This is a genomic window from Bradyrhizobium sp. USDA 4503 (genome assembly GCF_054055815.1).
Window position 1 is genome coordinate 8,547,341 of the sequence record NZ_JBSRXS010000001.1, and the last position, 21,640, is coordinate 8,568,980.

At 65.3% G+C, this 21,640-nt stretch carries 20 protein-coding genes; 7 read left to right on the forward strand and 13 right to left on the reverse strand.

The window, feature by feature from the left end; genetic code table 11:
* Window positions 1–8: 8 nt before the first annotated feature.
* A complete protein-coding gene (locus ACVMIH_RS40135; protein WP_057017555.1) occupies window positions 9–464 on the forward strand; it encodes a MarR family winged helix-turn-helix transcriptional regulator in 456 nt (151 codons plus the stop codon).
* Between the two features lie 191 nt (window positions 465–655).
* On the opposite strand, the gene ACVMIH_RS40140 is transcribed toward ACVMIH_RS40135, so the two are convergent.
* From ACVMIH_RS40140 to ACVMIH_RS40150, 3 genes are all read right to left on the reverse strand, one after another.
* A complete protein-coding gene (locus ACVMIH_RS40140; protein ID WP_057017554.1) occupies window positions 656–1,324 on the reverse strand; it encodes a hypothetical protein in 669 nt (222 codons plus the stop codon).
* Window positions 1,325–1,426: 102 nt separating this feature from the next.
* Complete coding sequence (locus tag ACVMIH_RS40145) at window positions 1,427–2,827, reverse strand: selenium-binding protein SBP56-related protein (RefSeq protein ID WP_057017553.1); 1,401 nt, start codon at window positions 2,825–2,827, stop codon at window positions 1,427–1,429.
* A 383-nt stretch (window positions 2,828–3,210) separates the two neighbouring features.
* On the reverse strand, window positions 3,211–4,407 hold the full coding sequence (locus tag ACVMIH_RS40150; protein WP_057017552.1) for an amidohydrolase family protein: 1,197 nt from the start codon (window positions 4,405–4,407) through the stop codon (window positions 3,211–3,213).
* Window positions 4,408–4,553: 146 nt separating this feature from the next.
* On the opposite strand from ACVMIH_RS40150, the gene ACVMIH_RS40155 reads away from it, so the two are divergent.
* The gene (locus ACVMIH_RS40155; RefSeq protein ID WP_057017551.1) at window positions 4,554–5,327 is read left to right on the forward strand and encodes a ferredoxin--NADP reductase; all 774 of its coding nucleotides are present in this window, start codon (window positions 4,554–4,556) and stop codon (window positions 5,325–5,327) included.
* A gap of 120 nt (window positions 5,328–5,447) precedes the next feature.
* Here ACVMIH_RS40155 and soxA read toward each other — a convergent pair whose 3' ends face one another.
* The 9 genes from soxA to ACVMIH_RS40200 form a co-directional block, all read right to left on the reverse strand.
* Entirely contained in the window at window positions 5,448–6,221 is a 774-nt protein-coding gene (gene soxA / locus ACVMIH_RS40160; protein ID WP_057017550.1) for a sulfur oxidation c-type cytochrome SoxA, read from the reverse strand.
* Window positions 6,218–6,538, reverse strand: a complete 321-nt coding sequence (soxZ, locus tag ACVMIH_RS40165; RefSeq protein ID WP_076827071.1) for a thiosulfate oxidation carrier complex protein SoxZ — start codon at window positions 6,536–6,538, stop codon at window positions 6,218–6,220. Before soxZ ends, soxA begins: the two co-directional genes overlap by 4 nt.
* The gene (locus ACVMIH_RS40170; RefSeq protein WP_456866157.1) at window positions 6,538–7,002 is read right to left on the reverse strand and encodes a SoxY-related AACIE arm protein; all 465 of its coding nucleotides are present in this window, start codon (window positions 7,000–7,002) and stop codon (window positions 6,538–6,540) included. Before ACVMIH_RS40170 ends, soxZ begins: the two co-directional genes overlap by 1 nt.
* A gap of 13 nt (window positions 7,003–7,015) precedes the next feature.
* A complete protein-coding gene (gene soxX, locus ACVMIH_RS40175; RefSeq protein ID WP_168857914.1) occupies window positions 7,016–7,444 on the reverse strand; it encodes a sulfur oxidation c-type cytochrome SoxX in 429 nt (142 codons plus the stop codon).
* A gap of 13 nt (window positions 7,445–7,457) precedes the next feature.
* On the reverse strand, window positions 7,458–8,729 hold the full coding sequence (locus ACVMIH_RS40180; RefSeq protein WP_456866160.1) for an FCSD flavin-binding domain-containing protein: 1,272 nt from the start codon (window positions 8,727–8,729) through the stop codon (window positions 7,458–7,460).
* 58 nt (window positions 8,730–8,787) lie between these two features.
* A complete protein-coding gene (locus ACVMIH_RS40185; RefSeq protein ID WP_456866163.1) occupies window positions 8,788–10,974 on the reverse strand; it encodes a molybdopterin cofactor-binding domain-containing protein in 2,187 nt (728 codons plus the stop codon).
* A 10-nt stretch (window positions 10,975–10,984) separates the two neighbouring features.
* Window positions 10,985–11,434, reverse strand: a complete 450-nt coding sequence (locus tag ACVMIH_RS40190; protein ID WP_016846497.1) for a (2Fe-2S)-binding protein — start codon at window positions 11,432–11,434, stop codon at window positions 10,985–10,987.
* 153 nt (window positions 11,435–11,587) lie between these two features.
* Window positions 11,588–12,985 carry an MFS transporter gene (locus ACVMIH_RS40195; RefSeq protein ID WP_253640382.1) on the reverse strand — a complete coding sequence of 466 codons (1,398 nt, stop codon included), beginning with the start codon at window positions 12,983–12,985 and terminating at the stop codon, window positions 11,588–11,590.
* A 99-nt stretch (window positions 12,986–13,084) separates the two neighbouring features.
* Window positions 13,085–13,645, reverse strand: a complete 561-nt coding sequence (locus tag ACVMIH_RS40200; RefSeq protein WP_456866166.1) for a TetR/AcrR family transcriptional regulator — start codon at window positions 13,643–13,645, stop codon at window positions 13,085–13,087.
* Between the two features lie 140 nt (window positions 13,646–13,785).
* Here ACVMIH_RS40200 and ACVMIH_RS40205 point away from each other — a divergent pair, with 140 nt between their 5' ends.
* From ACVMIH_RS40205 to ACVMIH_RS40220, 4 genes are all read left to right on the forward strand, one after another.
* Window positions 13,786–14,148 carry a darcynin family protein gene (locus ACVMIH_RS40205; RefSeq protein WP_456866169.1) on the forward strand — a complete coding sequence of 121 codons (363 nt, stop codon included), beginning with the start codon at window positions 13,786–13,788 and terminating at the stop codon, window positions 14,146–14,148.
* Between the two features lie 611 nt (window positions 14,149–14,759).
* Window positions 14,760–16,502, forward strand: coding sequence for an ABC transporter permease (locus tag ACVMIH_RS40210; RefSeq protein WP_050385128.1), 1,743 nt, complete (start codon window positions 14,760–14,762; stop codon window positions 16,500–16,502).
* A gap of 23 nt (window positions 16,503–16,525) precedes the next feature.
* Entirely contained in the window at window positions 16,526–17,551 is a 1,026-nt protein-coding gene (locus tag ACVMIH_RS40215; protein WP_244558777.1) for an ABC transporter substrate-binding protein, read from the forward strand.
* 15 nt (window positions 17,552–17,566) lie between these two features.
* Complete coding sequence (locus ACVMIH_RS40220; RefSeq protein ID WP_057017542.1) at window positions 17,567–18,670, forward strand: ABC transporter ATP-binding protein; 1,104 nt, start codon at window positions 17,567–17,569, stop codon at window positions 18,668–18,670.
* 209 nt (window positions 18,671–18,879) lie between these two features.
* On the opposite strand, the gene ACVMIH_RS40225 is transcribed toward ACVMIH_RS40220, so the two are convergent.
* A complete protein-coding gene (locus tag ACVMIH_RS40225; protein ID WP_057017541.1) occupies window positions 18,880–19,668 on the reverse strand; it encodes an IclR family transcriptional regulator in 789 nt (262 codons plus the stop codon).
* Between the two features lie 123 nt (window positions 19,669–19,791).
* Between ACVMIH_RS40225 and ACVMIH_RS40230 the strand changes: the two genes are divergently transcribed.
* The gene (locus tag ACVMIH_RS40230) at window positions 19,792–21,612 is read left to right on the forward strand and encodes a flavin-containing monooxygenase (RefSeq protein WP_082653805.1); all 1,821 of its coding nucleotides are present in this window, start codon (window positions 19,792–19,794) and stop codon (window positions 21,610–21,612) included.
* Window positions 21,613–21,640 lie beyond the last annotated feature (28 nt).

Below are 21,640 nucleotides of genomic sequence, written 5' to 3' on the forward strand. Positions count from 1 at the left end.
AGTGGACAATGGCGAGGAGTGCGGCACCGAAGCGAAACGGGAAGGCGACGAAGCCGGGATATGTGCTGGACGAGCAGATCGGCTTCATCCTGCGCCAGGTGTCGCAGCGCCACGCCGTGATCTTCGCCCGAGAGATCGGCATCAATCTGACGCCGACACAGTGGGCGGCGCTGTCGAAGCTGTCCGAGGTCGGCGCCTGCTCGCAGAACCAGCTCGGGCGGCTGACCTCGATGGACGTTGCGACCATCAAGGGCGTGATCGATCGCCTGACCGCGCGCGGCCTGACCGAGACCTCGCCGGATCCCGACGACGGCCGCCGCCTGCTGGTGAGTCTGACGCGCGCCGGCCAGCAGATGGCCGACAAGGCCGCACCCAATGCGCTGGTGATCTCCAGGGAAACGCTGGCGCCGCTGGACGCCAAGGAGCGCGAGACGCTGATCGCGCTGCTCGGCAGGCTGCGGTGACATTATCTATCCCCGTCACCCTGAGGAGCCGCGCGCAGCGTGGCGTCTCGAAGGGTCGACGGCCCCCACTTCTGCCGTGGGCCGTTCACCCTTCGAGGCACGCTTGCGCGTGCACCTCAGGGTGACGGGTCGCCGCTACGGCTTCGTGCGATCTCCAGCGTCTTACCTACGGGCAGGGTGCCGCGTCCGGACTACGTTGCAAGACCAAGCACCAGCGCAACGACACCCACCAGCACCAGGCTGAGCGCCCAAACCGTGTCCAGATTGAACCAGCTCCGGGATACGAATTTGAGGCCAAGGTAGCGGTAGACCAGCCACGCCAGGCATCCGCCGGCGGCGATCATCGCGCCGGCATGGACGATCGAGACCAGTACGGCCATCGTGAGGCTGGTATCGATCAGGCTGTTGGCGGCCGCATGGCCTTGGTCCGCTTCAGCCTCGCGGCACAGCCCCAGATAGATCGGCACCAGCATCAGCGCCGCGCCATGCGCGATCGCCACGGCGAACGACCACAAAGCGAGTTGCGTCGGCGGTATCCGCGCCAGGGCGCGCGGATGGCGTCGGTCGATCAGCCGATAGACGCCGAACAGGATGACGAGCAGGCTCGCGCCGATCCGGATCGTGCGCTGCCATTCGACGAGGGTGATCAAGAGCGCGAACGGAAGGATCACCAGCAGCATCGCCAGCAAATGACCGATCGCGAGCGGGCCAAGCGCGGTCACCAGCGCACGCGAACTTTTCTGCATCAACCCTGCGGCAACCGCGAGCGGCCAGCCCATGCCCGGGTTGATTCCGTGGTAGAGGCCGCTCGCAATGACCGCCAGCCACAGCCAGGCCGGAGTCCAGTCGGCCGGGCTCACGTCAAGGCCTTTTCCGTTCCGATCGAATCGGAACGGGCTCTGGATTCTTGTTTTGACGCGTTGTCTTCACGCGAACCGGTACCCACTTCGCTCGCGAACGCCCTAGACCGATGGATAGCAGAACGAGTCGGTGGAGCAGTCACCGCCATCGAGCCGGATCTGGTGCGCCCGGTAGCCGTTGGGGAAGCTGACCCAGTAGTCCTTCGCCAGTTCGAGCCCTCCGCCCGGGCTTGCATTTGCCATCACCTCGGCGCCGGGAATGCCTTGCGGATAGAACTGGTCGTCCCAGGTCGAGTAGAGCGAATTGGTCCAGTACACCCGCTTGCCGTCGCGGCTGATCTCGACCATCTGCGGCCCGCCGGCAAAGGCCTGTCCGTTCGGGTGAGGCGCGCGATGAACGATGCCGCCGATGCGGACCGATCCGGCGAGCTTCGGCTTGCGCGGATCGCTGACGTCGTATTGGCGCATCTCGCCGGTGCCCCAGCAGGCGACATAGAGAAACTTGTCATCCATCGACAAGTCGATATCGGTCACCAGCGGAGGTACGGCGCCGAAACCCTGCAACAGCGGCGGCAGCTGGTCCTTCGATGCAGGCTCGGGCGGGATCGTCACCGTCTTCTCGATGTGAAACTTGCCGCCCTCGCGCCACCAGGTCCAGATCGAACCCTCGAGGTTCGTGGTATCGACGACGACGCCAACGAAGCCGTGTTCGCGAACCGGATCGTGCGCCGGACGCACCTCCAGCGCCATCTGATGATTGGCGCCGAGGTCGATGGTCTGGACATTGCGTCGGGCGCGCAGGTCCCAGAAATGCAGCCGATGGCCGTATTTGTTCGACAGCAGGTCTTCCGGCACGATGCCGTTCTCGAACTGCGGCGGCAAGGCCCACTCGCTGCTCACCATGTAGTCGCGCGGCAGATTCCACCAGAAGTCATAATGCTTGGTCTGCGGCCCACGATCGATCTCCCACCGGCCGAGCACCTCGAATGTCTCGCAGTCCATGATGAAGATGCCGGGCGGGCCATCGGTGCCGTCCTTGCCGCTCCCGCCGAGCGTGCTGACATAGATGCCTTCCGGCCCGCAGTGGATGGTGTGCGGTCGCGAATAGCCGGTCTTCTTGAAGATTTCCTCCGGCTCGATGATCTTGTGGATCTTGGCTTGCGTCGGGTCCGGCTTGGTGTCGACGATATAGATCCGGGAGGATCGCATGCCGGGGATGATGAGATAGCGACGCTCGAGGAAGGCGTGTCCGGCCAGCGGGGACAGCGCCGACGAGCAGGCGTTCCAGCCGAAATGGTGGAACTCGTCGCCCTTGTTGGGCATCGTCACCGTGTGGACGATCTTGCTGTAGGTCGGAGAGCCGGGCTTGACGTCGATCACCGCGAGTGCGTCCGGCTTTGAAAAATCCGGACTGAGCAGCACGGTGTAGGCAAAGCTCTCGGCCGGCGCTTCCATCGCGAGCTTCGGCGACGCGTGGAACGTAGGATCTGGCCTCATCGTCATCGGCTGCCTCCTGATTGCCTGGTGTAGATCAACACGGCATGGCGGCACGCAGCAGCAAGAACTATCCGGATCGAAAATGCCTCTTGCGAGTGCCGCCGGCTAAGGTTCGCTTGCGGTCAGGATACACCGCAATGGTGACAGGTGAAAACAAGGTTCGGTTACGCAGGCGGCGCGGCAAAGCCGCGCGCCGCCGGGCGCGCGATCTGGCAGCCCGCTCAAGGGGTTGAGCAACCGATCCAGCACGCTCAGCCTGAGAGCAAGTGAATGTATGACTGACGAGTGGCACCAAACGTTCAGCGCCGTCCCGGCCTTCGCCGGGGCGACACCGGATATGTTGCACCGCTGTTCACCCCGTCACCTGCGCGCAACGGCTTTGGTGCACGTCACTTCGCCACCACCTCCGGCACCTTGCCCGCGGGCGGCGTGTTGCGGCTGCGCTGGGTGCGGACGATGCCGTCGATGATGGTCATGCCGATGCCCGGGAGATCGCCGAGCTGAACGCTCTCCAGGATGTTCTTGCCCGGCGAATGCTGTGCCTTGTCCATCAGCACGAAATCGGCCGAGCGGCCGACCTCGATCAGGCCGCAATCGAGCTCGCGCATCCGCGCGGTGTTGCCGGTCGCCAGGCAGAACGCCAGCTCGGCCGGGAGCTCGCCGAGCGAGGACAGCAGCGAGACCATCCGCAAGATGCCGAGCGGCTGCACGCCGGAGCCGGCGGGCGCGTCGGTGCCGAGGATGACGCGGTGCAAATCGCCCATCTCGCGCGCGGTGCGCAGCGTGAACAGCGCCGAGCGCTCATTGCCGTTATGCACCAGCTCGAGTCCGCGCTTGCAGCCCTCGCAGATGCAGCGGATCTGGTCGTCGGGCAGGGCGGTGTGGCCGCCATTGATATGACCGACCACGTCGGTGTCGGCCTCCAGCACCACGTCCTTGTCGATCAGGCCGGAGCCCGGGATCGACGGGCCGCCGGTGTGGATCGTGCTTTGAATGCCGTATTTGCGCGCCCAGCCGACCATCTTGCGCGCGGTCGGTCCGTCCTTGACGCCGCCGAGCCCGACCTCGCCGAGCAGCTTGACGCCGGCGGCGGCCATCTCCTTGAAGTCGTCCTCCACCATCTCGCATTCGATCACGGGCGCGCCGGCATGCACCTTCACGCCGCCCGGTCGCAGCGTCCAGAACGCGCGCTGTGCGAAGATCGCCATCGCCTTCAACCCGACGACGTCGCGCGGACGCCCGGGCATGTGCACCTCGCCGGCGGAGATCATGGTGGTGACGCCGCCATGCAGATAGCTGTCGATCCAGTTGATCTGGTTCTGCCGCGGCGTCCAGTCGCCGGCGACAGGGTGGACGTGGCTGTCGATCAGGCCGGGCGCGACCGTCGTGCCATTGGCATCGACGATGGTGGTGGCGCCTTCGGTGTCGACATCCTTGAGGCGGCCGATCGCAGTGATCTTGCCGTTCTCGGCGACGATGGTGTCGGCATCCAGGATCGGCTTTTCCAGGGCCCCCGACAGCATCAGCCCGATATTGCGGATCACCAGCTTGCTCGGACCGGTCGCTTGGGGTGCATCGTGCGCCATGGTTTTTCCTTTTGGTTCAATGCCTTCGCCGGCCATTGTGCCCGTGGCTTGACGGCCGGATCAAGCTGGATTATTCATTTGTATACGAACGATCGTGTACAAATGATTTTGCCGCCAATCCGGCCCGCGCGTCAAGGAAACTGACGATGAGCAATTTCAACCAGGAAAGCGTCCTCAGCGTTCACCACTGGACCGACACGCTGTTCTCCTTCAAGACCACGCGCAACCCGTCGTTCCGCTTCCGCAACGGCGAGTTCACCATGATCGGGCTCAAGGTCGGCGAGAAGCCGCTGCTGCGGGCCTACAGCGTCGCCAGCGCGAATTACGAGGACACGCTGGAGTTCTTCTCGATCAAGGTTCCGGACGGCCCGCTGACCTCACGCCTCCAGCACCTCAAGGAAGGCGACGAGATCATCGTCAGCCGCAAGGCGACCGGCACACTGGTCATCGACAACCTCGAGGATGGTCGCAACCTCTATCTGGTCGGCTCCGGCACCGGCCTCGCGCCGTTCCTCAGCGTGATCAAGGATCCCGAGACCTACGACCGGTTCGAGAAGGTCGTGCTGCTGCACGGCTGCCGCCGCGTCAAGGAGCTCGCCTATGGCGAGATGATCACCGAGAAGCTGCCGCAGGACGAACTGATCGGCGAATTGGTGCGCGACCAGCTGATCTACTACCCGACCGTGACGCGCGATCCGTTCCATAACCGCGGCCGCATCACCGACCTCATCACCTCGGGCAAGCTGTTCACCGACATCGGCCTGCCGGCGCTCGATGCCGCGCATGACCGCGTCATGATCTGCGGCTCGCCGGCGCTGGTCGCCGACACCCGCACGTTGCTGAACGGCCGCGGCTTCGTCGAGGGCAATCACGGCGAGCCCGCGCAGTTCGTGGTGGAGAAGGCGTTCGCCGAGCGCTGAAGCCCGCACATTTCGCCGTCATTGCAAGCGAAGCGAAGCAATCCATTGCTACCCAGCGCGCGGAGGGATGAATTGCTTCGTCGCTCCGCTCCTCGCAATGACGCGGATGGAGCTGTGTAGTCAAGGCCTGACCGCCGGCGTCTCGACCGGCATGCCACGCGCCCGCGTCATCAGATAGAGCTCGAGCTCGACCAGCTCGGGCGAGCCGTAATCATAAGCCTGCGCGCGGATACCGGTGATGCAGGCGCGCAGCCGCCGCTGCAACGATCCGAGCGCCTGCCATTCCAGCCGGTACAGCGGATAGCCGGTCGGCTGCCCTTGCGTGATCGCGCTGCCCGCGAGCTTCTTGTCCCAGTTATCATCGTGGCAGTTGGTGCAGCCGAGATTGAGCTGGCCCTGCCGCTGCATGAACAGCGCGTGGCCCTGTTCGACGAACGGCGCGAGCTCCGGATCGTCGTCGGCCACAATCGGCATGCCGCGCGATTGCCGTGCGACATAGGCGGTCAGCGCCAGCAGCTCACGGCTTTCATAGGCGAAGGGCGAGGCCTGCTGGTGGTTGGTCCGGCAGAGGTTGATCCGTCCCTCGAGGTCGACCGGCTTGCCTAGCGTCTTGTCGAAGGCCGGATAGTGCGCCGCGACGCCCTTCATGCTGACGCGCGCGTCGTTGTGGCAGTCGGCGCAGGCCTTGTTTGCGGCGCCGGCCTTGCGCGCCCACAAGGCCTCGCCGTCGAGCACGGACAGCATGCCGGGATTGGCGGTGTCCTCGTCCTGCATCGCCTTGGTGTCCGGACTCATGAAGCTATAGCCGGAGCGGCGTTCGCCTTGCGGGATCTCGTCGGCGAGCGCGGCGCCCGCCATCGCCGTCAGCAGCGCGATGCAGACCGCAATCCTCATTCGACCGTGATCGAAGCCTGCGCGGTCTCCGAAAACCCTTTGTCGCCGATCCATTCGAATTCGAACTTGCCGCTCTCGGTCACCGTGGTGAAGAAGGTGATGAACGGATTGGCCGCGATCGCAGGATAAAGATCGGCGCGGAACACTTCCTTGCCGTTGAAGCGGCAAGTGAAGCTCGTGATGATGTCGCGCGGCACCACGCTGCCCGAGGCCGTGTGGCGGTAGCCGGTCTCCATGATGTGCGACATCAGCGTCTTGATCTCGATGACGCTGCCGCGCTTGGCCTTGGCCGGGACATTGATCAGGGCCGACGGCATCAGATCGCCTCCTCGGTGCAGGCAGCGAGCGTCACCACGACGTCGGCAGTTGCAGACCAGAACGTGTCGTCGGACAGCCGCGCGATGGCGGTGACCTTCTGGCTGTAAGCGAGGCGGATGCGGGTTGACACCTGGGCGCGCCCGGCGCGCGGCCCGAGATGGAAATTGCCGATGTTCGGCTGCGGGTTCTTCTCGTTGAAGACGTGGATGCTCTTCACATACTCGTCCGCCGTCATCGGGCTGGTGACGCTGACCGTCATCGGCACCGTGTTGCCGTTCTCGACCAGCGGCGGAATGTCGAGCTTGACCTTGCCGGTGTGCACATCGGCCTCGCCGACGACATTGCGGATCGCGGCCGACAGCATCGCCGGCGTCGCGTCCACGGGGCGCACGATCACCAGCGCGGCGGCGCCGCCAGTCAGGCTCAGAAACGTCCGGCGTGTGGTGTGGTCCGAATTCGCCATCGATTGATTGGTCCTAGTTCCGCAGTGTCGTCAAGTAAGCCACGAGATCCTCGATCTGCTCCGCCGACAGGATCGGCTTGCCGCGCCAAGAGGTGCCGACCCGCACGAGCCCTTCGACCCGATAGTAGGACGGCATGATCGTCGCCGCGTTGAGATGCGACGCATCGACCAGGCGGAGCCGCAACTGTCCTTCCGACCAGCGGCTGCCGCTTCCGGCAAGGTTCGGCGCGAGGTCGCCCTGGAACGCCTGCTCGGGAAATGGGCCGCTGTGACAGAGGATGCAAGTGGAGGAACGCTCGACGATCAGGGCGCGGCCGCGCGCCACATCGCCCCTGGTTCCCGTCAGCGAGGCCGGAATCGCATCGCCCACGACGGTGTAATTCCGCAGCTCCTCGGCGCCGACGGGCCAGCAGGCCGCGAACAGTCCCGCGGCGAGAAGCATTGTGAGGGCGAGCCTAGCCAAAGGCATCTCCCGTGATCCTCTTGAACCAGTCGAGCGCCTGATCGGCCTCGCGCTGGCGCAGTTCGCGCGGCGCATCGACCGGGCTCGTGGTGACCTCCGCTTCGGCGTACTGATCTTCCTTCGGCTGATAGATGCCCTTCAGCGAGAAGGCGTAGCCCGGCGCGACCGTGTTGTAGCAGGCACCATCCAGCCGCGGCGTCTCCGGCGCCTTGCCGGCAAGCGCGCTCACGATCGCGGCCGCGCAGGCGCGGCCTTGCGCTGCCGCCGCGGAGGCGGATTTCGGGATGCCGCCGGCGATCGCGGCATCACCGATGACGTGGATGTTGGGCACGAGCTTTGAAGCAAATGTGACGGGATCGATCGGGCACCAGCCGGTGTGGTCGGCGGCGCCGGCGATGTCAGCGATGCGGCCGGCCCTTTGCGGCGGGATCACATTGGCGACCGCGGCGGTGTAATTGCCGAAGTCGGTGACGATCTCGTTGGTCGCCGGATCGACCGACGTCACCCGTCCGCCCTGCGACAGCGCGATCCGTTCGATCATGCCGGAATAGAGCTCCGTCCAGGCCTTCTCGAACAGCTTCTGCTGCGAGTAATTGTCCTTGGCGTCGAGCACCAGGATCTTCGACTTCGGCTTGTTCGCCTTCAGATAATGCGCGATCAGGCTGGCGCGCTCGTAAGGCGCGGGCGGACAGCGCAGCGGCGCAGCCGGCACTGCGATCACGACGAGGCCGCCATCGTCCATGGCTTCAAGCTGCTTGCGCAACAGCATGGTTTGCTCGCCGGCCTTCCAGGCGTGCGGCATCTTCTCGGCCGCTGCCTCGTCATAGCCGGAGAGGGCGTCGAAGCGCATGTCGATGCCGGGGGCCAGCACCAGCCGGTCATAGGACAGCGTTGTCCCATCAGCGAGCGCGATGCTGCGCGCCTGCGCGTCGACCTTCGTCGCCGCCTGTGCGGCAATCGTGATGCCGTCGGCCCCAACCTTGTCATAGGTGAATTGCTGCGCGGCAAGCTCGCGCAGACCTGCAATCACCTCGTTGCTGAAGGGGCAGGCGGTGAAAGTCCTGTTCGGCTCGATCAGCGTAACCTGAAGCTTGGTGTCGAGCCGCCGCAGCGCCCGCGCGCAGGCCGCGCCGCCGAAGCCGCCGCCGATCACCGCGATGCGCGGCGCCGCCTGCGCCAACGCCGGACGCGCCAAGGCGGCCGCTGCGACGGCAGCGGCGCCACGGATCACATCCCTGCGCGTCTGATGACGCGTGACGGCCATGCACGAGAATCCGAAAAAAGGAGGCGGCGGCCGGTCGGGGCCGCCGCTTCCGGTTTGATCAGGCGAAGCTGATGTTCTGGTTGCGCAGCGGGAAGCTGCGGATGCGCTTTCCCGTCGCGGCGAAATAGGCGTTGAGCACCGCCGGCGCCGCAACGCCGATGGTCGGCTCGCCGACGCCGCCCCAGAATCCGCCGCTCGGCACCATCACCGATTCCACCTTCGGCATCTCGTTGATGCGCATCGAGTTGTAGGTGTCGAAATTGGTCTGCTCGATGCGGCCGTCCTTCACGGTGCAGCCGCCGTAGAACAGCGCGCTGAGGCCGTAGACGAAGGAGCCCGCGATCTGCCGCTCGACTTGCGCCGGGTTGACGACATAGCCGGGATCGGTGGAGGCGACGATGCGATGCACCTTGATCTTGCTGCCGTCGGTCACCGAGATCTCGGCGGCGCCGGCAACATAGCTGCCATAGCCCATTACCTGCGCGATGCCGCGATAGACGCCCTGCGGCGCCGGCGTGCCCCAGCCGATCTTCTCGGCCACGGCGTTGAGCACGGCGAGATGCTTGGGGTGCTTGCCCATCAGCTTGCGGCGGAATTCGAGCGGGTCCTGCCCGACCGCCAGCGCCAGCTCGTCCATGAAGCATTCCATGTAGATCGCGTTGTGATTGACGTTGACGCCGCGCCAGAAGCCCGGTGGAACGTGCGGGTTGCGCATCGAATGCTCGACCAGCAGGTTAGGCACCGAATAGCCGATCGCGGCCTCGCCGGCTTGCGCGACGCCCTGGAACGCGGCGGGGTCCATGCCGTTCTGCAGCGCTTCCGGGCGCACCGAGAACAGGATGGATTGACCCGACAGCCGGTAGTGCAGCGCGACCAGGTTGTTGTCGGCATCGAACGCACCGGTCAGCTTGCACTGCGTGATCGGGTGATACTTGCCGTGCTGCATGTCCTCTTCGCGCGACCACAGCAGCTTGATCGGCGTGCCCGGCATCTGCTTGGCGATCGCCACCGCCTGCCGCACATAGTCGGTCATGCCGCGCCGGCCGAAGCCGCCGCCGAGCATCAGCTTGTGCACGTCGACCTTCTCCGCCGGCAGGCCGGAGGCCTCCAGCGCCGCCGCGAACGCCGCCTCGCCATTCTGCGTGCCGCACCAGACCTCGCATTTGTCAGGCGTGTAGAGCACGGTGGCGTTCATCGGCTCCATCGTGGCGTGGTTCTGGTAGGGATAGCTGTAGATCGCCTCGACCTTCTTGGCAGCGCCGGCGATCGCCGCCTTGGCGTCGCCATTCTGGTTGCCAATGTAGGCCGGCTGCGCATTGTCGAGACCTTCGGCGAGCCACGTCGCGATCGTCTCGCTGGAGACCTTGGCGTTGGGGCCTTCGTCCCAGACAATCGGCAACGCATCCAGCGCGGTCTTGGCGTGCCACCAGGTGTCGGCGACGACGGCAACGGCGCTGTCGCCGACCTGCACCACCTTCTTGACGCCCTTCATGCCAGCGACCTTGGCCTCGTCAAAGCTCTTCACCTTGCCGCCGAACACCGGGCAATCCTTGATCGCGGCGTTCAGCATGCCCGGCAGCTTGACGTCGATGCCGTAGACCATCTTGCCGGTGGTCTTGTCGACGGTGTCGAGCCGCTTCAGGCCCTTGCCGGCGATGGTCCAGTCCTTCGGGTCCTTCAGCTTGACGTCGGCCGGCGGCTCGAGCTTGGCCGCGGCTTCCGCGACCTTGCCGTAGGTCGTGGTCTTGCCCGAGGGCGTGTGGGTGATGACGCTGTTGACGGCCTTGCATTCCGAGGCCGGCACCTTCCACTCGTTGGCTGCCGCCTGGATCAGCATAACGCGCGCGGTGGCGCCGCCCTTGCGGACATAATCCTGCGAGGTGCGGATGCCGCGGCTGCCACCGGTCGAGAAGTCGCCCCAGGCGCGCTTGCGGGCGACGCTCTGGCCGGGCGTCGGATATTCTGTCGTGACCTTCGACCAGTCGCATTCCAGTTCTTCGGCGACGAGCTGGGCGAGGCCGGTGAGCGTGCCCTGGCCCATTTCGGAGCGGGCGATGCGGATCACCACGGTGTCGTCGGGCCGGATCACGACCCAGGCGTTGACTTCAGGCGCGCCGTCGGCCGCGCGCACCACGGCGGGGCCGCCGAACGGCAGGTCGAGGCCGAGCGCGAGGCCGGCGCCGGCGGTTGCGGTGCCGATCACAAAGGCGCGGCGATTCAGTTTTGGCATGACGTGCTGGTTCATCGCTGCGTCCTTATGCGTTCGCGGCAGCATGGATCGCCTCGCGCACCTGCTGGAAGGTGCCGCAGCGGCAGATATTGGTGATGGCGTCGTTGATGTCGTCGTCGGTCGGCTTCGGATTGTCCTTCAAGAGCGCCGCGACGGCCATGATCATGCCGCTCTGGCAATAGCCGCATTGCGGCACGTCGCTGGCGATCCAGGCGAGCTGCACCTTGTGCATCACGCCGCCCGCCGCGAGACCCTCGATCGTGGTGATTTCCTTGCCGGCCGCTTCGCTCACCGTGACGCCGCAGGAGCGCATCGCGACGCCGTCGATATGCACGGTGCAGGCGCCGCATTGGGCGATGCCGCAACCGTATTTGGTCCCCGTCAGTCCGACGTTCTCTCTGATAGCCCACAACAGTGGCGTATCGTCCTCGACGTCTACAGTGATTGTCTTGCCGTTAATTTTGAGGTTTGCCATCGCGATCCCCTGAATGGTCCGATCCTCCGACCGGACTGCAGCGCGATGTTGGCCTTGAAACTGGAACGGTTCAAATCAAGAAAATGCGCTCGCAGCGCGAAAGAAAGTTGATGCTGTGGTGTTTGGCCGCGGACTGTGCGCGCCGCATACCTGTCATGACTTTTGCGGTGAAGCGACGGCCAAACGCAGGAAGCTCATGACGCTGCCGAGCGCGGCAAATCCGGCACCCAGCGCCAGCGCCACGGTGGCGCCCTCGCGGTCGGCCAGCGCGAAGCAGAGCGCGGCGAGGGCGGCGCCGGTGGTCTGCCCGGTCAGCCGCGCGGTCGCGACGATGCCGCTGGCGCTGCCGCTGCGATGCGACGGCGCGCTCGACATGATCGCCTTCATGTTCGGGGTCTGGAAGAAACCGAAGCCGATGCCGCAGATCATCGTGCGCCAGACGATGTTGGCGACGCTGGGCTCGGTCGGCAGGGTCGCGAGCAGCACCATGCCAAGTCCGAGCAGCAGCATGCCGATGCCGCCGAGGATGCCGGCCGGATAGCGGTCCGACAGCCGGCCGCCGATCGGCGCCATGAAGGCGACCACCAGCGGCCAGGGCGTCATGAAGAAGCCGGTCTCGACCTGCGAGCGGTGCAATATGTCCTCGAAGTAGAACGGCAGCGACACGAAGGCGAGGCCCTGCACAGCGAACGAGCAGACGGCGGTCGCGGCGGACAGCGCGAAGATCGGCCGCCGGAACAGGTCGATCGGCAGCATCGGCGCCGGATGGTCGGCATGCCGCCGGGTCAGGATCCATCCGAACAGGACGGCGCCGACAAGCTCGGCGATGACAAGCGCCGGCGCGGCCTTGTGCGCGGCGCTGCCGATGCCGATGATGAAGAGGCCGAGACAGGCGCAGGCCAGCGCCGCGCCGGCGAAATCGAAGGCGTGGGTGGCGCGCGGCGTCGTCGGCAGCGTCTTCATGCCGATCAGCAACGCGACGACGCCGAACGGAATATTGACGGCGAACAGCCAGGGCCATGGGCCGAGCGCGAGGATTCCGGAGGCGATGGTCGGCCCCAGCGTGAAGGCGGTCGCGACCACGAGCGCATTGTGGCCGAAGCCGCGGCCGTGCATCCGGCTCGGATAGACGAAGCGCACCAGCGCTGTGTTGACGCTCATCAGGCCGCTGGCGCCGAGCCCCTGCAAGGTGCGCGCAACCAGCAGACTCGGCAGCGACCACGCCAGGGCACAGCCGAGTGACGCCAATGTGAACAGCAGCAGGCCGCCGAGATAGATTCGCTGGTGGCCGACGATCTCGCCGAGCGCGCCGAGCGGCAGCAGCGTCGCGACCAGCGCGATCTGATAGACGTTGACGACCCAGACCACTTCCGCAGGGCTGACATGCAGATCGCTCGCAATCGCCGGCAGCGCGATATTGGCGATCGCGGTATCGAGCGAGGCCATCGCCAGCGCCGTGAAGATCGCGGCCACCGCCCAGCGGCGGCGTTCCCAAGGCAACCCATCGGTGATCGGCGCCGTTGCCGCGGTGGTCGGGGTCTTCTCGAGCATGCCTGAAATGTCTCCGCGACCGCCATGTACTACGCCGGCATCCCGTTCCCCAGCCGCGCCATTGCATGATGCGTATGCGAAGCGGCCTTGCCGGAAGCGTCAGAAGTCCCGCCGCGGACCGAACAGATATCCTTCGATGGCGCGCAGCACCCGGCGGCTGGCCGCAGCCTGCGAGAGGTCGTTTTGAAGCGCGTGGTCGACCATGGCGCGGCTGATCACGATCAGATCCTCGATGGCGTCATCGTCGACTGACCTTGCGATCTCACGACGATGCCGCGCCAGCAGGGCGGCGACCAGTTCCTTCAATTCGCCGGTCGCTGACGTGCCCAATGACGCCGCGCGCAGGCGATCCTCCTCGGCCTCCAGAATGCGATTGAGCCCGGCGCGCTCGGCATGCGCCTCGAGCTGGGCCCGAACGATCAGGCTGAGCGATACCGTCAGGCTCTTGCCCTCGGATGCCGCGACCGCATCCCGCACTTTCGCCAGCAGCGCGTCCTCGAACCTCGTGATCAAAGCCAGCGTCAGCGCGTCCTTGTTCGGGAAGTACTGGTACACCGAGCCGACGCTGATCCCGCCGCGCTCGGCGACCGCATTGGTGTTGTAGCCCTCGAGCCCGCCCGCTTCCAAAACGCGAGCCGCCGCTTCCAGAATCACCGCCACGGTTTCCCGCGAACGCTGCTGAAGCGGCTGTTTCCGGGCCTTTATGCGCCGCTTCGCCGGCATGACGGATATCTCCCAAAACGCGAGTTGTGAAATATGAGCAATTACTCACATTATGGCCGTGAAAGGAGAACCGATCAATGGTGACACTGCAAACGACCTCGTCCCCCGTGCTTCCCGAGCACGAGGACGATCCGCACAGGTTTCATATCTTCGTCATGATCAAGACCACGCGGCACTGGCTCGATCTGAAGACCGACCAGCGCCTCGCCTTCCTGCACGAGGAGGTCATTCCCTTGCTCCGGCGCCGTCCAGAGCTGAAGGTGCGCTGGTTCGAGCCGGAGGCCTTCTCGACCAGGGCGACCGACGTCATGATCTGCGAGACCGATGACCTCTCGGCCTGGGCGTGGTTCTGCGACCACCTGCGCGAGACGAGGTTCTGGGACCACTATTTCGAAGTGCTCGACATCATGCCGGCGCTCGAAGGCAATTACCTTGCCTAGGATGCCGACGCCGGCCCGGATCGTTCCGGGCCGGCGTCCCGGCAGCCTGTGGCGACGCAACTGCGTCCCATCCACATCTGTCATCGCCCGGCTCGATGTTCAGCCCGGACAGATCACTGACGGGTGTTCGGAGACATAGCTGACACATCAACATTGGCTGGATTGGTCCGATTCGGGAGGCCGTCCATGCCTTGGAGTGAGGTGTCAGTGATGGATCACCCGCTTTCGCTTGCGCGGGTGATGACACCGAGTGGCTGTTTTGACATCTCGAATTCCGCCCCACCCGCATCGTCGTCCCGGCGCAGGCCGGGACCCATAGCCACCGATGCTGCTTGTTGGGCGTGCTGGAACGACGAGTCCCGTTCAAGACATCCGCCGCGGAGTATGGGTCCCGGCCGTCGCCGGGACGACGGCGGTGGAGCAGCGTGCGAACGCGATCAATCGATTTCGTGTTCCCGCGGTGCGTCACAGAATCGCGCCGAAGCGACTTTCGGATAGCTTGCGTCACAGTCACGATCGACTACCCTTGGTATACAAGCAGGCCCGGCGTCAGATCGGGCCGCAAGAGGGAACGCGCATTGCACGGACAGGCCGACCGGCGCAGCGAAGCCATGCGAAGCGCCAGCGAGGGGACTCGCCGCCGCGCGTTCACCGGCCTCTGGGTCGCGGCATTGCTGGCGATCCTGACCTTCCTGGTCATCTATCCCGTCTTCATGCTGCTGCTCGGCGCGCTCACCGACACCAATCCGGTGGTCGACGGCATCCGTCTCAGCCTGAGCCATTTGTCGATCGCCAATTTCCTCGCCGTGCTGGCCAATCCGAACGTCGCCGAAGCGCTGCTCAACACGCTGATTGCCTGCGGCGGCGGCACGGTGATCGCGGTCGCGATCGGGCTGTTGTTCTCCTGGATCGTGGTGCGCACCAACACGCCGTTCAAGGGCTTCATCGCCGCGGCGAGCATCCTGCCGCTGTTCGCGCCGCCGCTGGTCGCGGGGGTGGCCTGGGCGATTCTCGGTTCGCCGAAGACCGGCTTGATCAACACGATGTTCAAGTGGATGGGCTCCGACCTGCGCGTCGATCTCTATTCGATGTGGGGCCTGGTGTTCGTGTTCGGCATCTACTACGCGCCATATGTCTACATGTTCACCTCGTCGGCGCTGCGCAACATGGACCCGAGCCTGGAGGAGGCCGCGGAAATCTCCGGCGCGAGCCCGGTCGCGACCCTGTTCACGGTGACGTTCCCGCTGATCATGCCGGCGATCGTCTCGGGCATGCTGCTGTCGTTCATCGTGATGCTCGGCATCTACGGCATCCCCGCCGTGCTCGGCGCGCCGACCAACCTGAACGTGCTCACCACTTACATCTTCAAGCTCACCAACTGGTCGCCGCCGCTCTACAACACCGCGGCTGCGGTCGCGATCATCCTGATGGTGGTCACGGGGCTCCTGGTCTATCTGCAGCAGAAATTGCTGAGCGGACGCAGCTATACCACCGTCGCGGGCAAGGCGTTCCGGCCGCGCAGCCTCGATCTCGGCCCATGGCGCTGGCTCACCTTCGCGATCGGGATCGTCTACCTCCTCATCGTCGTGGTGCTGCCGTCGCTGGCGCTGATCGTCGCGGCGTTCCGCAAGTTCATGTTCATCCGCGACGTCGCGAGCCTGTTCGACATGCGGCAATATTCGCTGACGCATTTCGAGAGCATCTTCGACAATCCGTTGACGATGCGCTCGATCTATAATGCGGTCGAGGTCGGCGTCATCACGGCCGTTGTCGGCGGCGCGCTCGCCTTTGCGATCGGCTACACCATCCATCGCACCCGCGTCAGCGGACGCGGCGCCATCGACCTGATCTCGACCCTGCCGGTCGCGATCCCCGGGCTGGTGGTCGGCGTCGCCTATCTCTGGGCCTGGATCGGCGTGCCGGGTGGGCTCTACGGCACGATCTGGATTCTCGCGCTGGCCTTCATTGCGCGCTTCATGCCGGACACCGTGAAAGCGCTGTCGACCTCGTTCCTGCAAATCCACCGCGAACTCGAGGAGGCCGCCTGGGTCTGCGGCAAGGGCATGCTCGGCACCATCAGGACGATCGTGTTGCCGCTGGCGCGGCCGGGGGTGCTGGCGTCGATGACGCTGCTGTTCGTGCTGGCGATCCGCGAGCTCGGCTCGTCGCTCTTCCTCTACACCAGCAACACCATGGTGATGTCGGTGCTGCTGCTCGACTATTATGAGGGCGGCAATATCGGCAAGACCGCGGCCTTCAGCCTGGTGCAGACCGTGCTGCTCGGTGTCCTGATCGGCGGCGCCAACTGGCTGTCGCGCGGATCGGCGCAGGGCAACGTGGCGCGGACCGGATAACAACGAATAAGGGGAGGATTGCGATGGATAGACGAACCTTCACCACACTGGCCTTGGCAAGCGTGGCGACGCTTGCATTGGCGCCTGCGGCACAGGCGCAGGAGTTCGGCTCGGCGGAGTTGATCGCGGCGGCCAAGTCCGAAGGCAAGCTCGTCTACTACACCGCGAACTTCGCCGAGATCGAGCAGCAGGTCATCAAGGCCTTCAATAAGCGCTTTCCCGAGATCAAGGTCGAGATGGTCCGGGCGCCCGGCGGCCAGCTGATCACCCGCGTGAAGACTGAGGCCGCGGCCGGCAAGCTGATCGCCGACGTCGTCGACCATTCCGACCGCGCGCTGATGCAGCCGCTGGAAGACCTGTTCCAGGATTACGCGCCGCCGAACGCGGCCGATTACGATCCGCACGCGCTGATCTCGCCGAAATACTGGCCGCGCGCGACGATCGCCTGGTCGATCGCCTACAACACCGAGCTGGTGAAGGACCCGCCGAAATCCTGGATGGACCTGACCAAGCCGCAGTATGACAAATTGATCGGGCAGGTGTTCGCGCAGTCCGGCGGCACCACCTGGACGCGGATCATGTTCGAGCGCCAGGCGCTCGGCGAGGACTATTGGGCAAAGCAGGCCGCGACCCATCCGGTGCTGTATCCCTCCGGCGCGCCGACGGCCGATGCGCTGGTGCGCGGCGAGATCGCGATCGCGCCGCTGCTCTACAACGTGATCTACCAAAAGAAGAAGGACGGCGCGCCGATCGAGATCTTCTTTCCGCCCGAAGGCGCTCCGGTCAATCCCTACGCGACCGGCATTCCGAAGACGGCGGCCCATCCCAATGCAGCAAAGCTGTTCCTGAACTGGTGTCTGTCCAAGGAAGGACAGACCTTCATGATCAAGGAGCTTGGCAATCTCACATCCCTGAAGGCGCCGCCGGCATATCCGGAGGGGTTCGATCCAAAGGTGGTCAAGCTCTGGTATCCGAAGTTCGACGAGTATGTGAAGCTGCACGCGGCGTGGGTCGCGGACTGGGACAAGACGTTTGGCTACCGGCAATAGGCTGATGGTGCAGCGATGACGGCGACGCTCGAAGTCACCGATCTCAGGAAGCAGTTCTCGATCGGCCGCCCGGCCATCGACGGCGTCAGCTTTGGCGTGCCGGCCGGCGAGATCGTGGTGCTGCTGGGGCCGTCCGGCTGCGGCAAGACCACGACGCTGCGCTGCGTCGCCGGGCTCGAGCATCCGACCGGTGGCGAGATCAGCATTTCCGGGCGGGTGGTCTCCTCGCCGGCAAGCGGCATCCTCGTGCCGCCGCGTTCGCGCGATCTCGGCATGGTGTTCCAGTCCTATGCGGTGTGGCCGCATATGACGGTGCGGCAGAACGTGATCTATCCGCTGAAGCACCGCAAGATCGGGCGCACCGATGCTGCCCGCATGGTCGAGGAGGCGCTGGCGCTGGTCGGACTGTCCGACTATGCCGACCGGCCGGTGGTGGCGCTGTCGGGCGGCCAAATGCAGCGCGTCGCGCTGGCGCGCAGCATGGTGTACCGGCCGCAACTCCTCCTGCTCGACGAGCCGCTGTCGAACCTCGATGCCAAACTGCGTCTGCGGCTGCGCGACGACCTTCGCGTCATCCTCAAGCAGACCGGGATGACCGCGCTCTACGTCACCCATGACCAGGCCGAGGCGGTCGTGCTCGGCGACCGGATCGGGGTGATGCGCGACGGCAAGCTGCTGCAGATGGACACGCCCGACGTGATCTACAACCGTCCGGCCGATCTGTTCGTCGCCAATTTCACTGGCGCCACCAACGAGCTCGCGGGCACGCTCGTCACATGCAATGGCCGCTATGGGGTGGTCGATTTCGGTGACGGCCGGCAGGGGGAGGTCGCGCTGTGCCAGGCGCTCAAGCCCGACGAGAAAGTGCGGATCGCGCTGCGGCCCGAGAACATCGCGATCGGCCGGCCCGACGGCGCCAACACGTTCGCGGCAAAGGTGCTCGACCGCAGATATCAGGGCACCCAGACCGCCTACGGCATCGAGCTGTTCGGCAAACGGCTGGAAGCGATCGAGCTCGGCACCGCCGCGCGCCATCAGGTCGGCGTCGAGGCACAGGTCGCGTTGCCGCGCGAATGCCTGTGGGCCTATCGCGACAGCGGGCCGGCATCGCATGAGTAGAGCGTGGTATTGTCGCGTCGAGTGGCGAAGGGGCTGGGCTCCCTCGCCCCGCTCTTCGCAGGGGAGAGGGTGGGGTGAGGGGCTGCTTCCGCGAATACAGTGATAGTTGCGTTTGCGGAGGCTCCCCTCACCCGGAACCCATCTAACGATGCGTTCCGACCTCTCCCCGCACGCGGGGCGAGGTGAAGCGGCGGCCGCCGGTTCTCGGGCTAGCCTTCCTCCACCAGCGCGCGGATGCTGCGGGCTAGTCCGAGGATGCGCGGGCCGCATTCGCGCTCGATCTGCTCGGCGCTGAAGCGGAAGGAGGGGACGCCGCAATTGACCGACAGGCACTCGCCGGTCGGCGTGCGATAGAGCGGGGCGGCGACGCCGAAGATCTCGCGCCGCCATTCGCCGAGCGAGACGGCAAAGCCGCGCTCGCGGCACAATTCGATGTCGGGCAAGGTGCGCTTCTGCACGTAATCGAATTCGTCGGGGCGCTCGGCCTTGACGCGCGCGACATAGGCGCCGAGCTCGTCCTCGGTGAACAGCGACAGCAGGGCGCGTCCCACCGCGGTCGGCGCCAGCGTGCTGACAAAGCCGACGTCGGGCACGTGCGGCGCCGTATCCGTCGTGCGCAGCGTCTCGACATAGATGAAGTCGATGCCGAACGGCATCGCGATCGACACCGTGCCGCCGGCATAGGTCGCGAAGTCGCGCATCAGCGGACGTGCCAGTTGACGCACCTTCAGCGCGGACAACACAGGATAGGCGGCGGCGAGCGCACCCAGCCCGAGCACGAAGCGGCCCTTGGTGTCGCGCCTGAGATAACCGAGCTGCTCGAGCGTGTAGGTCAGCCGCGACACCGTCGGCCGCGACAGGCCGGTATGCAACGCGAGTTCGGCGTTCGACAGCGAGCCGGGATGACGGCGAAACGCCGCCAGTACATCGAGCCCATGCGCCAGGGTGGTCGCAAAGGACGGGTCCGCCTGAGTCTCGGCAGGGGAAGATGCTATCATACGGAATATTGGTCGCAGATGGCCTGATTTGTCAATATATCGGAATGAATTTGCAAATCGTGTCGATATCGGCTTATCTGCCGGGAATAAGGACGAGGAACCGCTGGAGCGAGGCGACTTCCGATGACGATGACCGAGCAAGCCCGAGACGCAAAGCCCGCCGCGATCGACAAGGAGAGGCTGCGCCTGAAGTATCAGGAGGAGCGCAACAAGCGGCTGCGTCCCGACGGCAATGACCAGTATCTCCAGATCAAGGGCCAGCTCGCGCATTATCTCGACGATCCCTACACGCCGGTCGTTGAGCGCGCGCCGAAGACCGATCACGTCACCTTCGCCTTTATCGGCGGCGGCTTCGCCGGGCTCGCCACCGCGGCGCGGCTGACCGAGGCCGGGATCAAGGACGTCCGCATTGTCGAGAAGGGCGGCGATTTCGGCGGCACCTGGTACTGGAACCGATATCCCGGCGCGCAATGCGATACGGCGTCGATGGTCTACATGCCGCTGCTGGAAGAGACCGGCCACATGCCGTCCGAGAAATACGCGCATGCGCCCGAGATCCTCGCGCATTGCCAGCGGATCGGCCGGCAATTCAGTCTCTACGACAACGCGCTGTTCCACACCGAGGTCACGAGCCTCGATTGGGACGCCGCGCAATCGCGCTGGATCATCCGCACCACGCGGGGCGACGCGTTTACCGCGCAATATGTCGGCATCGGCACAGGCCCGCTGCACGTGCCGAAACTGCCCGGCATACCCGGCATCGAGCGCTTCAAGGGCCACTCGTTCCACACCAGCCGCTGGGATTACGACTACACCGGCGGTAACCCTGCGGGCGCGCTGATGGACAAGCTTGCCGACAAGCGCGTCGGCATCATCGGCACCGGCGCGACCTCCGTGCAATGCATTCCGCACCTCGCGCGCGCCTGCAAGGAGCTCTACGTATTCCAGCGCACGCCGTCGTCGGTCGATGTGCGTGGCAACGGGCCGATCGATCCCGACTGGTTTGCCGAGATCGCGACGCCGGGCTGGCAACAGCGCTGGCTGGAGAATTTCACCGCCAACCAGGCCGGCGGATCGGCCGAGGAAGATCTGGTGCAGGACGGCTGGACCGACCTGTCGAAGCGGATCCGCGCCAAGATCATGCTGCTGCCGCGCGAGCAGCGAAGCGTGGAGAACATGCGGGCCGCGTTCGAGGATTCTGACTTCGAGAAGATGGAGGAAATCCGCAACCGGGTCGACACCATCGTCCGCGATGCCGACACTGCCAGGAATCTCAAGGCCTGGTACGGCCAGCTCTGCAAGCGGCCATGCTTCCACGACGCCTATCTGCAGGCGTTCAATACGCCGGGCACCCATCTGGTCGATACCGACGGCAAGGGCGTCGAGGAGATCACCGAGAACGGAATCGTCGTTGCGGGCAAGGAGTATCAGCTCGACTGCATCATCTATGCGTCCGGCTTTGAGGTCGGTACCGAGTACAAGCGGCGCGCGGGCTTCGATCTGACCGGCCGCGACGGCATCAAGCTATCGGAGCACTGGGCCGAGGGCATGCGTACCAAGCACGGCATCCACGTGCACGGCTTCCCCAACGTGTTCTTCGTGCAGCCGACCCAGGGCGCCAATCTGATCTCCAACGTGCCACACAATCTGACCGAAGCGGCGCGCACCATCGCGCTGATGGTCGGCCACGCGCAGGACAACGGCTTCATGGAAATCGAGGTCAGCAAGGAAGCCGAGGATCGCTGGGTCGAACTGCTGCTGACTGGCGTCGGCCGGATGATCGGCGGGCCGGATTGCACGCCCGGTTACTACAACAATGAGGGCCGTGAGCCCGGTTCCGCGGCCAAGCTCAGTGTCGGCCATCCCTCGGGCGCGCTGGCCTACTTCAAATATATCGACGGCTGGCGCCGTAGCGGCCAGTTCGAGGGCGTGCAATTCCGCTGAGGGAAGCGCGATCGGAACCGATTTCCGC